Genomic DNA, 12,346 nt, shown 5'->3' on the forward strand with positions numbered 1-12,346 from the left:
CGGCGCATCGGCAAATCAAGCGAATGCGGGACAAGCCAGCCATACTCACCTTATTCTCACTTCTTTCGATAACGGTCCAGCCGGCTTGCGCCGGCGACCCTGGTTCCCATCATGGCACTTTCCGATTTTGATCTGGTCCTGTTCGGCGGCAGCGGCGACCTTTCCATGCGCAAGCTCCTGCCGGCGCTCTACAACCGCGACTGCGCCAACAGCCTGCCGCCGACCGCGCGCATCATCTGCGTCGGCAGGAATCCATGGAGCCGGGAGGAATTCCTCGACGCCATGGAGCAGAACGCCCGGCCGCACGTCGCCTCGGGCAATCCCGATCAGGCCGTATGGGAACGTTTCCGCAACCGCATCAGTTACGTGTCGCTCGACGCCGCCGATGCCGCCACTTACGCGGCGCTGAAGTCGGCCTTGCGCGATGGCCCCGATGATGGCGGGATCGTGCGGGTGTTCTACCTTGCCATGCCGCCCAGCCTGTTCGCAACCATCTGCCGGAATCTCAAGGAAGCGGGCCTGGCCAGCGCCAATTCCCGCGTGGTGCTGGAAAAACCGCTGGGACGCGACCTCGCCAGCGCCCGCCAGATCAACCGCGAAGTGGGACAGGTCTTCTCCGAATCGCAGATCTACCGCATCGATCACTACCTCGGCAAGGAAACCGTGCAGAATCTGCTGGCGCTGCGCTTCGGCAATGTGCTGTTCGAGCCGCTCTGGCGGCGTGAATGGATTTCGGATGTGCAGATCACCATCGCCGAAGAACTCGGCGTCGGCAATCGCCTTGATTATTACGATACGGCAGGCGCGCTGCGCGACATGCTGCAGAACCATTTGCTGCAGCTGCTGTGCATCGTAGCCATGGAACCGCCGGTGTCGGCCTCGGCGGACGCGGTGCGCGACGAAAAGCTGAAGGTGCTGCGCTCGCTCAAGCGTTTTACGCCCTACACGCTGGCGCAGGACGTGGTGCGCGGCCAGTACCGCTCCGGCCACGTCAACGGCGTCGCCGTGCCCGGCTACCGCAAGGAGCCCAATGCCAATCCGGAATCCCGCACCGAAACCTTCGTGGCGCTCAAGGCCGAGATCGATACCTGGCGCTGGGCCGGCGTGCCCTTCTATCTGCGCACCGGCAAGCGCATGGCCGACCAGCTGGCGGAAATCGTGGTGCGTTTCAAGAAGATTCCGGCGTCGATCTTCGCGCGGCCCAACAGCAGTTTCCAGCCCAACAGCCTGCTGATCCGACTGCAGCCGGAAGAGGAACTGCAATTGCAGCTGATGGCAAAGACACCGGGCGACGGCATGCGCCTGCGACCGGTGGAACTGGAAATGGATTTCCGGGAAACCTTCAAGATGCCGCGCATGGATGCCTACGAACGCCTGCTGCTCGACGTGCTGCGCGGCCAGCTGACGCTGTTCATGCGCAGCGACGAACTGGAAGCCGCATGGGAATGGGTTGAACCGATACTGGATTACTGGGAACATGAAGGGGACGAGCCCGTGCCCTATACTGCAGGAACCTGGGGCCCGGCCGCGGCAAGCGCGCTGGTAGCCCGCGACGGCCTGCAATGGCGCGAAGAATCGATACCTGAATGACACACTGACCAACCATGCTGCTCGACTCCATCAGAACCCAGCTTGACGCCCTGTCCAAGTCGGAAAAGAAGGTCGCGGTCGCGGTCCTGAAGAATCCCGACCTGGCGGTTTCGGGCAACATCACCGCGCTGGCCAAGAATGCGCAGGTGTCGGAACCGACGGTGGTGCGCTTCTGCCGGGCGCTGGGTTACGACGGCTGGCACGAGTTCAAGCTCAAGCTGGCGCAGACGCTGGCGCTGGCGCTGCCGAATGCCGATGAATCCATGCTGCAGGACGATCTTGCCGCGGACCTGGTCAACAAGATCTGCAGCCGCTCGATCAATACCCTGCTCGACCTGCGCAACAACCTGCAGCCTGCCGCCATCGAAAAGGCGCTCGATCTGCTGTCGCGCTCCAACAAGATCGAATTCTGGGGCCAGGGCACGTCGGGCATCGTCGCCTCGGACGCCCAGCACAAGTTCTTCCGCTCCGGCGTGCCGACGGTCGCTTATGCCGACCCGCACATCCACGCGATTTCCGCCGCCCTGCTCAAGAAAGGCGACACGGTGGTGGCCATTTCCCAGCGCGGCAACAGCACCGCGCTGCTGCACAGCGTGCAACTGGCGCGCCGCGTCGGCGCCGACGTGGTGGCGCTCACGCCCAGCGGCACGCCGCTGTCGGATCTGGCGACCGTGCTGGTGCCGATCGACCTGAGTTTCAACATCGATCCCTATACGCCGATTTCGGCACGCCTGGCGCATCTGGTCGTCATCGATATCCTTGCGGTCGGCCTGGCGCTCAAGGGCGGGCCGGAATTCCGCAAAAAGATGCAAAACGCGCAAAAGGCGCTGCAAAAACTGGACATGCAGTTCGATTCCTTCCTGCGCCATCCGCCCAAACTCTGATCCCGGCAGTCTTGCTCGCAATATTGTCCTGACGCATGTCTAACCGCTGTCGCCCGATACGGTTATCATGCAGCTTTTCCGCCTGTCTTTTACCGGATTGCCATGAACCAGCTTGAACAACTGAAGCAGCACACCACCATCGTTGCCGACACCGGCGATTTCCAGTCGATCCAGGCCTTTGCGCCGCGCGACGCCACCACCAATCCTTCGCTGATCCTGAAGGCGGTGCAGAAGGAAGAGTACCGGCACCTGCTGGAAAAGGCGGTCCGTGATCACGGCAGCAAGACCACCGGCGACATCATCGACAATATGCTGGTCGCGTTCGGCACCGAGATCCTGAAGATCATTCCCGGCCGTGTTTCCACCGAAACCGATGCCCGTCTGTCCTTCGATACCGAGGGCACCGTGGCCAAGGGCCGCGCGCTGATCGCGCTCTACGAAGCGGCAGGCATTGCGCGCGAGCGCATCCTGATCAAGATCGCCTCCACCTGGGAAGGCATCCGCGCCGCGGAAGTGCTGGAAAAGGAAGGCATCCGCTGCAACATGACGCTGCTGTTCGCGCTGCCCCAGGCGATTGCCTGCGCCGATGCGCAAGTCCAGCTGATTTCACCGTTCGTCGGCCGCATCTACGACTGGTACAAGAAATCGACCGGCCAGGAATACACCGGCGCCGACGATCCGGGCGTGCAATCGGTCAAGCGCATCTACAACTACTACCGCAAGTTCGGCTACAAGACCGAGGTCATGGGCGCCAGCTTCCGCAACACCTCGCAGATCACCGAACTGGCCGGCTGCGACCTGCTGACCATCAGCCCGGAACTGCTGCAGAAACTGGCCGACAGCGATGCGCCGGTGGCCCGCAAGCTCAGCCCGGAAGAGGCAAGCGGCGCCGACCTGCAAAAACTGACGCTGGATGAAAAAGCATTCCGCTTCATGCTCAATGAAGATGCGATGGGCACGGAAAAGCTGGCCGAAGGCATCCGCCAGTTCTGCGCCGACGCGGTCAAGCTGGAAAAGATGGTCGAGGCCCTGCGCTGAACAAGCCAGTCCCGACAAGCTCCCAGTCCTGAGAAAAAGGCAGCCACATGGCTGCCTTTTTCTTGCCAGGTGCGTATTGATTTATCGGCAGTTATCCCCTTGCTCGGTCGCCCGCTCAATTGCACACTTGTACCAATCCCAAGTCATAACATGACAAATGAGATCGATGGATTTTTTCGCCTGGCGAGGCCGAGGTTGCAGACCAGGAATCCATAGCGGGCCATGGATGACGAGTGCAACGCAGCCAGACGGAAAAAGACGCGGTCTCATGGCATGGAATGACTTGGGATTGGTATCAAGCACCGCGCAGCGCGACCGCCTCCGCCATCGCCAGGGATGACTCTCCACCCTGCTCCTGCAAGCCGGCCTCCACGCTGGCACGATTGCGCTGCGGCTGGTTCTGGCTGACTTTCCATTTTCCCTGCAGCCGGGTGATCACGATTTCGATGCCGACGATCTGTTTCAGCAGCGTATCGATGAAGTCGGCGGGGGCGTCGCCAATGGCCCATGGCGCTTCCCTGCCCGCCTCATGTTTTGCACTCAGTCTTTCGAGGCATGCACGGACCCATTGAGGATCATCGATGGCACGCAAGTGCCCGTAGGCATGCACAACCATGTAGTTGTATGTCGGCACCACCTTGCCATGCTCTTTCTTGGTCGCGTAGAGCGATGGACTGATATAGGCCTGCGCTCCCTGGAACACGATCAGCGACTCGGTATGCGCATCCCGGCGCCAGACCGGATTGCTGCGCGCCACGTGGGCCTGCAGCGTCCCGAACGGAGAGCCGCCGGCAACGATGTCGAAGGGAATATGGTCGGCCTGCAAACCGTCCTCGCCAAGCATGACCAGCGTGCCGAGCGGATGTTGATGCACCAGCTGATGCATGACTTCGGTACGGGTTTCGGCGAACTGCGCAGGGACGTACATGACGGTTTCCTTTCAGGCCGCCGCGTTCAGCGGCGCCTCGATGACGATCTCGGTTTTCACGGAATTGGCGATAAAGCAGTCTTCATGCGCGCGGTGATGCATGCCGTCGACTTCCTCGGCGCTTGGCCGGCGTTCTCCGCCGAAATCGATGCGCGGACGCAGCGCCACGCGGGTCACCGCGACGCGGCCTTCGGCATTTTTCTGCATCACGCCGACCGCCTGGTCGACATAGCGGTCCACCACGAAACCGGCCTTGCCCGCGATCCACAGGAAAGTCAGCATGTGGCAGCTGGATATGGCGGCGACGAAAGCCTCTTCCGGATCGACCGCGGCTGCCACCGACATCGGCTCGGGCACCACGGAAGGAGAAGAAGATGCAGGCACTTCCACGCCGCCGTCGAAGCTCCAGCGGTGGCCCCGGCTATAGCGGTTGTCCGTGAATTTTTCCTGCCCCCGTTCCCAGGCGATGGTTGCTTCATAGGTATGCATGCTTGGCTCCTTGTGTTCCTGTGTCCTTGTACAAAATGTCCGCATAGCTTATGGCCAAACTTGGCTTTCTTAAAGTACCAATAAATGGTAATTTCGAAATACCAATTTCCGGACTCGCGCCATGCACTTCGCTCAATCGCTCGCCGCGCTGCAACTCGATGCACAATCTGCAACTCCCCTGTTCCGCCAGCTATACGATGGGATCAAGCAATCCATCCTCGCCGGCAAGCTGGGTTCCGGCACGCAATTGCCGCCCACGCGCGAATTGGCATTGCTGTGCGGGGTATCCAGGCAAACCGTGCTCAATGCCTATTCGCAGCTGATGGCCGAAGGCTACTTGTCGGGAACGGTAGGCAGGGGCACCTTCGTCAGCGCCAGCCTGCCGCTGCAGGCGCAGAAGCATGTGGCTGCGAGCAGCCTGCAGGCGATGCGTCCGCTATCGGCGCGCGGACAGCGCTTCACCGGCATGCAGGCGCAGCTTCCCTTTCACCAGGGTCCGCCGCGGGCTTTCCGCATCGGCATGCCGGGCCTCGATGTTTTTCCCTTTGATGTATGGGGAAGACTGGAAGCGCGCCGCTGGCGCAAGCCGCCGCATGAACTCGGATATGGCGATCCCGCCGGCTACCGTCCCCTGCGCGAAGCACTGGCGGGTTACCTTCGCGCCGCCCGGGGCGTGCAGTGTTCGGCGGAACAGATCATCATCACGTCCGGTTCGCAGCAGGCGGTTTACCTGATTGCCTCGATGCTGCTGGCAGCGGGCGACCAGGCGTGGGTGGAAGAGCCGGGTTACCGCGGCATCAATGCTTCGCTGCATGCCGCCGAGGCGACGGTCTGCCCGGTGGCCGTCGATGCCGAGGGGATGGTCGTGTCGCACGGCATGAGCGCGTATCCGCAGGCCAGGCTGGTCTATGTCACGCCAACCCATCAGCTGCCGCTCGGCATGACCATGAGCCTGCCGCGCCGGCTGGAACTGCTGGCCTGGGCTGCCGCCAGCAAGTCCTGGGTGATCGAAGACGATTACGACAGCGAATACCGCTATACCGGCCCGCCGCTGGCATCACTGCAAAGCCTCGACAAGACCGGCTGCGTGATCTACGTCGGCACCTTGTCGAAGGTGCTGTTTCCCGGCCTGCGCCTCGGCTATATCGTCGCGCCGCCGGCGCTGGCGGAAGCCTTCGCGCAGGGCAAGGCCATCATCGACCGCCATGCGCCGCTGGTGCCGCAGGCGGTGTTGGCCGATTTCATCATGGAAGGCCATTTCGGCCGCCATATCAAGCGCACCCGCGAAGTCTATGCCGAACGGCGATCGGCGCTGATGCAGGCAATTGATGCCCGGCTGGCCGACCGGTTAAGCATAGGCATCACCGATACCGGGCTTCATCTGCCGGTCATGTTCCGCCAGCAGTGCAACGATGAAGCCGTTGCCCGCAACGCGCTGGAGCATGGCCTGGAAATACGTGCCCTGTCGCATTTCTATAATGCGGCCCCGGCGGACATCCCGCAGCCGAGGGCATGCGGCATGCTGCTGGGTTTTGCCGCCATCCCGCCCGAGGACATCAGGCGCGGCGCGGCCGCATTGGAGACGCTGCTGGATGAATTCCATGCGGACAGCAAGGGAAAATACAAGGGGAACCAAGCGAAGGCATGCATGGATGCCTTCCGTGGTGGTGCGGCGATCGGGTGATGCGGCGATGCAGCCCCAACGGCCGCATCACGTATTCCGGCCGCCCGTCAGATGAAGGCAAGCAGGGAGACTCCGGCGGAAGCAAGCAGCGCACCGGATCCGCGCAGCATGCGTCCCTCGGCCTGGCGCGTTGCCCAGGAACCGGCCAGCAGGCCGATCAGATGCAGGATGGCGGTTGCCGCAATGAAGCCGGCGCCGTAGCCGAGCATGGCGCCGCCCGCGGGCGCTTCGATGCCGTGGGCATATCCATGCATCAGGCCGAATAGCCCGATGATGGCGGCGCCCGCCGCCATCGGCATGCGCACGGCGAAAGCGATCAGCAGGCCCAGCACGGCAACCGATGCGGCGATGCCGATTTCCATCCATGGCAAGACGGCGCCATGCACGCCTGCGGCGGCGCCCAGCGCCATCATGGCCGGAAAGGCGAGAGGCATGAGCCATGCAATGCGGCGCGGCTGCTGCGCCGCCCACAGGCCGACGGCCAGCATGGCCAGCAGATGATCCCAGCCGACGACCGGATGCAGGAAGCCGAGCGCAAAACTGGCGGCGGCATGATGTTCGCCGGGGTGGGCAAACGCCGGTGCGGCGCTCAGGGCGATGGTGATTGCGGCGACTGAATGGCGCGGCGCGGATGCTGCTTGCATTGGTGATCCTCCATGAATTCATTGAATTGGTACGCCGGCTCCACCATGGTGCGCATGCGCACCATGTTTGCGCAGCTCCGTTCCATCCCGGAGCCGCATCACGGTGCCGGCACTATCCAGGTGCAATTGCCGGACTCGACCTCCAATTAGCAAGACCCGAGCCTGCCTGACGGCATCACATTTTTTCCGTCTCTCCCGATTTCGGCTGCCACTTCATCAGCCTCCGCTCGATGACGCCGACCAGCATGTCGAGCACCAGCGCAAAGGCGGTGAGCACGAGGATGCCGGCGAATACGGTATTGATATCGAAGGTGCCCTCCGCCTGCAGGATCAGGTAGCCGACGCCGCGCGCCGAACCGAGGTATTCGCCGACGATCGCGCCGACAAAGGCCAGGCCGACCGAGGTATGCAGGCTGGAAAAGACCCAGGAGGTGGCTGACGGCAGATATACCTGCCGCAGCAGCTGGCGCTGGTTCGCGCCCAGCATGCGGGCGTTGGCCAGCACCACCGGACTGACTTCGCGCACGCCCTGGTAGACATTGAAGAAGACGATGAAGAACACCAGCGTGACCGACAGCGCCACCTTGGACCAGATGCCGAGGCCGAACCACATCGCGAAGATGGGCGCGAGGATCACGCGCGGCATCGAATTGGCCGCCTTGATGTAGGGATCGAAGATTGCCGAGGTCATCGGCGACAGCGCCAGCCACAAGCCGAGCACCAGTCCGAGCAGCGTGCCGATGGCGAAGGCCAGCAGCGTTTCGGTCAGCGTCACCAGCAGGTGGGGATAGATCTCCGCCGGAAAATCGAGGGTGAACCAGGTGGTGTCGAACATGCCGACCTCCAGCGAGCCGCTGCCGACGGTAAACCACTGCCAGATACGGACCATCACCTTCAGCGGCTCGCCGAAGAAAAACGCCACCTTCGGGTCGCGCGTGGCGAGATGCCAGGTCAGGAACACCACGACCAGGACCAGGATCTGCCAGAAACGCAGTGTGCGTGGTTGGGGTTTGATGAAATTCCACATGGTCGACTTCAGGCCTTTATCTTTTGCTGCTGATAACCCTTCAAGACTTCTTCGCGCAAGACATTCCAGATCTGCGCATGCAGCTCGACGAAGCGCGGATGCATGCGGATCTCGGCCACATCGCGCGGACGCGGCAGGTCGATCCGGAATTCGCCGATCGGCCTTGTCGCCGGTCCCGCCGAGAGCACCACCACGCGATCCGACATGGCGATCGCTTCATCCAGATCATGGGTGATGAAGAGCACGGCTTTCTTCTTGGCGCTCCACAGGTCGAGTACTTCGTTTTCCATCAGCTGGCGCGTCTGGATGTCGAGCGCGGAAAACGGCTCATCCATCAGGATGATGTCGGGATCGAGAATCAGCGTCTGCGCCAGCGCAACGCGCTTGCGCATGCCACCGGACAGCTGGTGGGGATAGCGGTCGCCGAAGCCCTGCAGGCCGACGCGGGCCAGCCACTCCTCGCCCTGCGCGCGGGCCGCGGCCTCGCCGACTCCCCGGAACTGCAGTCCGGCGATCACGTTCTGCAGGGCGCTGCGCCAGGGCATCAGCGCATCCGCCTGGAACATGTAGCCGGCGCGCCGGTTGACGCCGTTCAACGGCTCGCCGAAGACGCGGACTTCGCCCGCCGAAGGTTCCAGCAGGCCGGCGCCGACATTGAGCAGGGTCGACTTGCCGCAGCCGGTCGGGCCGACCACGGAAACGAATTCGCCGGGAGCGATATGGAGAGTCGATTCGGCGACCGCGGTGTAGCGCTGCGAGCGGTCGTCCTTGGAAATGAAGGTGCAGGTGATGTTGTCGAGTGCAAGCGCAGGTGTCATCTGTCGTCTGTGTCGCGCCGCCGCAGCGGATGTTCATCGGCAGTCCATCGCCTTGTCCGAAGACCTGGCGCGTCATGCCACCGGAAGGAAAAACATCGGGAAAACAAACGCGAATGCAGGCGGGAAGTTCTTGCCGCCCGCATTCGCCGTGCCGGCCGCAGGCTTACTTGTACTTTGCGTTCGCCTTCTGCACCATTTCGTTGGTGAAGGTCTTTGAGAGGTCGATGGTCTTGCTGGCGAGTTCGGGTTCGAATGCCTGCAGGGTCTTGAGCGCGGTCTGCGGACCGGCTTCGGGAAACATGCCGTCGGGAGAAATCGCTTCGCGCACCTTCATGAAGGCTTCGATGTACAGCGCCCTGTCTCCCAGCAGGTAATTTTCCGGCACCACCTTGATGATGTCGGAAGGGCCGGCCTTCTGCAGCCACTTCAGGGCACGCACCATGGCATTGGTCATGGCCTGCGCGGTGTTCGGATTTTTCTTGAGGAAGGCTTCGGTGGTGTAGAGGGTGGCAGCCGGCATCGGGCCGCCGAACACCTCGTTGGTGTCCTTCAGGGTACGGGTATCGGCAATCACCTTCACTTCATTTTTCTGCTGCAGCATGGTGACCACCGGATCGAGATTGGCGATCGCGTCGATCTGCCCGGAACGCAGCGCCGAGATCGCGCCGGCGGAGGTGCCGACACCGATGAAGGAGACGTCGGTCGGCTTCAGGCCGGCCTTGGCGAGCACGAAATTGGCCATCATGTTGGTCGAGGAACCGGGAGCGGTCACGCCGATCTTCTTGCCCTTGAGGTCGGCGACCGACTTGTAGTTGGGCATGGTCTTGTTGGACACGGCCAGCACGATCTGCGGCGCCCTGCCCTGCAGCACGAAGGCGGTGATCGGCTGCCCCTTGGCCTGCATGTTGATGGTGTGCTCGTAGGCGCCGGAAACCACGTCGGCGCTGCCGCCGACCAGCGCCTGCAGGGCCTTTGCGCCGCCGGCGAAATCGCTGATTTCAACCTGCAGGCCTTCGTCCTTGAAATAGCCGAGCTGTTCGGCGACCGTCAGCGGCAGATAGTAAAACAGGTTCTTGCCGCCGACGGCGATCGACACCTTCGGTTTTTCCAGCGTCTGTGCAAACAGGTTGCTGTTGAAGGTCAGGTAGCCGGCCAGGAAAAGCGCCAGTGCGATGGCGAACTGCTTCCAGAAGTTTTTGTTCATGCTCTGTCTCCAAACTTGTTTTTTTAAATGCCGTCAGTACGGATGACGTCTCATTCTCGTCTGACTAGATCACGCCATCTCGCTTGAGTTGTGTGATGTGCTCATCATCATAACCCAGTGTCCGCAAGACTTCAGCATTGTGCTCGCCGAGTTGCGGGCCAAGCCATTTCGTCTCGCCGGGCGTCTCCGACAGCTTGGGCGTGATCGCCGGCAGCTTGATCGGCGTACCGTCGGCGAAGCTGTGCTGCTCGAACATGCGGCGGGCGAGGAATTGCGGATCGCTCATCATGTCGCGCACCGAATAGATTTTCCCGACCGGCACGTCGGCCGCCTTCAGCACGGCCAGTGCTTCGTCGATGGTCCTGGCAGCGCACCAGGACTGTATCGCCTCGTCGATTTCCGCCGTGCGCGGCACCCGGCCGTCATTGCGGGCCAGTTCCAGATCGTTGGCCATGTCGTCGCGGCCGATGGCCAGCATCAGGCGCTTGAAGATCGCATCGCCATTGCCGGCAATGACGATGTTTTCGCCGTCGCCGGTGGTATAGGTGTTCGACGGCACGATGCCCGGCAGCGCGCCGCCGGTGCGCTCGCGCACCACGCCGGCATGGTCGTATTCCGGCACCAGCGACTCCATCATGTTGAAGACGGATTCATACAGCGCCACATCCACCATCTGGCCCTGCCCCGCCACGCAGTCTCCGCCTTGCCTGCCGTTCCAGCGGCCGCCGGTGGCATCGCGGTGGCGCAAGGCCATCATTGCGCCGATGACTCCATGCAGCGCCGCGACCGAATCTCCAATGGAAATGCCGACGCGTACCGGCGGCCGGTCCGGATGGCCGGAGACATAGCGCAGGCCGCCCATCGATTCACCGATGGCGCCGAAGCCGGGCAAGTCCTTCATCGGCCCGGTCTGGCCATAGCCCGACAGTCGCACCATGATGGTGGCCGGGTTGATCGCCTTCAGCGCTTCGTAGCCGATGCCCCATTTCTCCAGCACGCCGGGACGGTAGTTCTCGATGATGATGTCGGCCTCCAGCGCCAGGCGCCGGGCGATGTCCTGGCCGCGCGCATCCTTCATGTTGAGCGTGACGCTCTTCTTGTTGCGCGACTGCACCGTCCACCAGAGCGATGTGCCGTCCTTGAGCACGCGCCATTGCCGGATCGGATCGCCGCCGTCGGGCGATTCGATCTTGATGACGTCGGCGCCGAATTCGGCCAGCATGCGCGAACAGAACGGGCCGGCGATCAGTGTGCCGAGTTCAAGTACCTTGATCCCGGCGAGCGGGCCTGAGGATGGAGTTGCCTGCATGTGCTAGTGATTCCCTGAAATGGATTCCGGCTCCAGAAGGAGCAGTTCGGATTGGATGTTGTCCCTGGCGGACGATTCGAAGCGCGACGCCATCGATGGCGTGAAGTACAGCGCCGGGCGTTCGAGGAAGCGCCGCAGCACCCTTGCCCGTCCGGCCCGATAGTCCTCTTCGCTCACCCATTCATATTCCCGGCGGATCGCTGCGCGGTAGCGCCGATACATGTCGCGGGGCGCGCCGAGTATCGCCAGATCGAAGTCCAGGAACACTGCGAGATCCGGTACGCTTGCATCGGGGATGGTATGGCTGATGGTAGCGAGAATGCAGCGCTCGACTTGGGAGGCGGTGCCGGCATCGATCAGCAACGCCTGCATGGCGGCCTTTGCGAGAGCGGCGCTGGCCACTTCATTGCCGCCGGAACGCGTGTCATGGATGATGTCGTGAAACCAGATTGCCAGCTCCACCGCATGGGGTTGGGCCAGGGCTTCGCCGCATGCGCGATGGGCGTCCGCATGCCGCAGCAAGGCGGCGACATGCGCGAAGTTGTGATAATGCCGGTGGGGCTCGCAGTAATGCCGCTCGAGAAGCTGCCACACGTCGGCGGCGGCCTGCTGCGGGCAGGTCAGCAAGGCGCAGAATGTCTGCCAGCGCATCGCCAGCCAGGAAAGCTCCTGTGCGCCCGCTACCAGATCATCCGATGATTCCGCAAGGCGCGACATGGCCGATCAACAGG

At 62.6% G+C, this 12,346-nt stretch carries 13 protein-coding genes; 5 read left to right on the top strand and 8 right to left on the bottom strand.

Features of this window, described 5'->3' with window-relative positions; all coding sequences use genetic code 11:
• Nucleotides 1-111: 111 nt before the first annotated feature.
• The 3 genes from zwf (at nt 112) to tal (ending at nt 3,512) form a co-directional block, all read left to right on the top strand.
• A complete protein-coding gene (gene zwf / locus FH061_RS18475) occupies nt 112-1,590 on the top strand; it encodes a glucose-6-phosphate dehydrogenase (protein ID WP_151637309.1) in 1,479 nt (492 codons plus the stop codon).
• Between the two features lie 14 nt (nt 1,591-1,604).
• The gene (locus tag FH061_RS18480; RefSeq protein ID WP_151637310.1) at nt 1,605-2,474 is read left to right on the top strand and encodes an SIS domain-containing protein; all 870 of its coding nucleotides are present in this window, start codon (nt 1,605-1,607) and stop codon (nt 2,472-2,474) included.
• Nucleotides 2,475-2,576: 102 nt separating this feature from the next.
• Nucleotides 2,577-3,512, top strand: a complete 936-nt coding sequence (gene tal, locus FH061_RS18485; RefSeq protein WP_151637311.1) for a transaldolase — start codon at nt 2,577-2,579, stop codon at nt 3,510-3,512.
• A gap of 295 nt (nt 3,513-3,807) precedes the next feature.
• On the opposite strand, the gene FH061_RS18490 is transcribed toward tal, so the two are convergent.
• Together FH061_RS18490 and FH061_RS18495 are read right to left on the bottom strand one after the other, a co-directional pair.
• The gene (locus FH061_RS18490; RefSeq protein WP_151637312.1) at nt 3,808-4,440 is read right to left on the bottom strand and encodes an FMN-binding negative transcriptional regulator; all 633 of its coding nucleotides are present in this window, start codon (nt 4,438-4,440) and stop codon (nt 3,808-3,810) included.
• Between the two features lie 12 nt (nt 4,441-4,452).
• A complete protein-coding gene (locus FH061_RS18495) occupies nt 4,453-4,929 on the bottom strand; it encodes an OsmC family protein (protein ID WP_151637313.1) in 477 nt (158 codons plus the stop codon).
• Nucleotides 4,930-5,050: 121 nt separating this feature from the next.
• Here FH061_RS18495 and pdxR point away from each other — a divergent pair, with 121 nt between their 5' ends.
• Nucleotides 5,051-6,613: a MocR-like pyridoxine biosynthesis transcription factor PdxR gene (gene pdxR / locus FH061_RS18500; protein ID WP_151637314.1), complete on the top strand. Its 1,563-nt coding sequence runs from the start codon at nt 5,051-5,053 to the stop codon at nt 6,611-6,613.
• Between the two features lie 47 nt (nt 6,614-6,660).
• Here the strand turns inward: pdxR and FH061_RS18505 are convergent, their stop codons facing one another.
• On the bottom strand, nt 6,661-7,257 hold the full coding sequence (locus FH061_RS18505; RefSeq protein WP_151637315.1) for a HupE/UreJ family protein: 597 nt from the start codon (nt 7,255-7,257) through the stop codon (nt 6,661-6,663).
• 12 nt (nt 7,258-7,269) lie between these two features.
• Here FH061_RS18505 and FH061_RS30555 point away from each other — a divergent pair, with 12 nt between their 5' ends.
• Nucleotides 7,270-7,407, top strand: coding sequence for a hypothetical protein (locus FH061_RS30555; RefSeq protein WP_192805131.1), 138 nt, complete (start codon nt 7,270-7,272; stop codon nt 7,405-7,407).
• 25 nt (nt 7,408-7,432) lie between these two features.
• Here FH061_RS30555 and FH061_RS18510 read toward each other — a convergent pair whose 3' ends face one another.
• The 5 genes from FH061_RS18510 to FH061_RS18530 all read right to left on the bottom strand — a co-directional run bounded on the left by FH061_RS18510 (nt 7,433) and on the right by FH061_RS18530 (nt 12,332).
• Nucleotides 7,433-8,284 carry an ABC transporter permease gene (locus tag FH061_RS18510; RefSeq protein WP_151637316.1) on the bottom strand — a complete coding sequence of 284 codons (852 nt, stop codon included), beginning with the start codon at nt 8,282-8,284 and terminating at the stop codon, nt 7,433-7,435.
• 8 nt (nt 8,285-8,292) lie between these two features.
• Nucleotides 8,293-9,102 (bottom strand): ABC transporter ATP-binding protein, encoded by an 810-nt coding sequence (locus tag FH061_RS18515; protein ID WP_151637317.1) that lies wholly within the window; start codon nt 9,100-9,102, stop codon nt 8,293-8,295.
• A 163-nt stretch (nt 9,103-9,265) separates the two neighbouring features.
• Entirely contained in the window at nt 9,266-10,306 is a 1,041-nt protein-coding gene (locus FH061_RS18520) for an ABC transporter substrate-binding protein (RefSeq protein WP_151637318.1), read from the bottom strand.
• A 64-nt stretch (nt 10,307-10,370) separates the two neighbouring features.
• Complete coding sequence (locus tag FH061_RS18525; protein ID WP_151637319.1) at nt 10,371-11,615, bottom strand: CaiB/BaiF CoA transferase family protein; 1,245 nt, start codon at nt 11,613-11,615, stop codon at nt 10,371-10,373.
• A gap of 3 nt (nt 11,616-11,618) precedes the next feature.
• Nucleotides 11,619-12,332: an HD domain-containing protein gene (locus FH061_RS18530; RefSeq protein WP_151637320.1), complete on the bottom strand. Its 714-nt coding sequence runs from the start codon at nt 12,330-12,332 to the stop codon at nt 11,619-11,621.
• Nucleotides 12,333-12,346 lie beyond the last annotated feature (14 nt).

The sequence above is a fragment of the Noviherbaspirillum aerium genome, assembly GCF_008929045.1.
GTDB classification, from domain to species: domain Bacteria; phylum Pseudomonadota; class Gammaproteobacteria; order Burkholderiales; family Burkholderiaceae_D; genus Noviherbaspirillum; species Noviherbaspirillum aerium.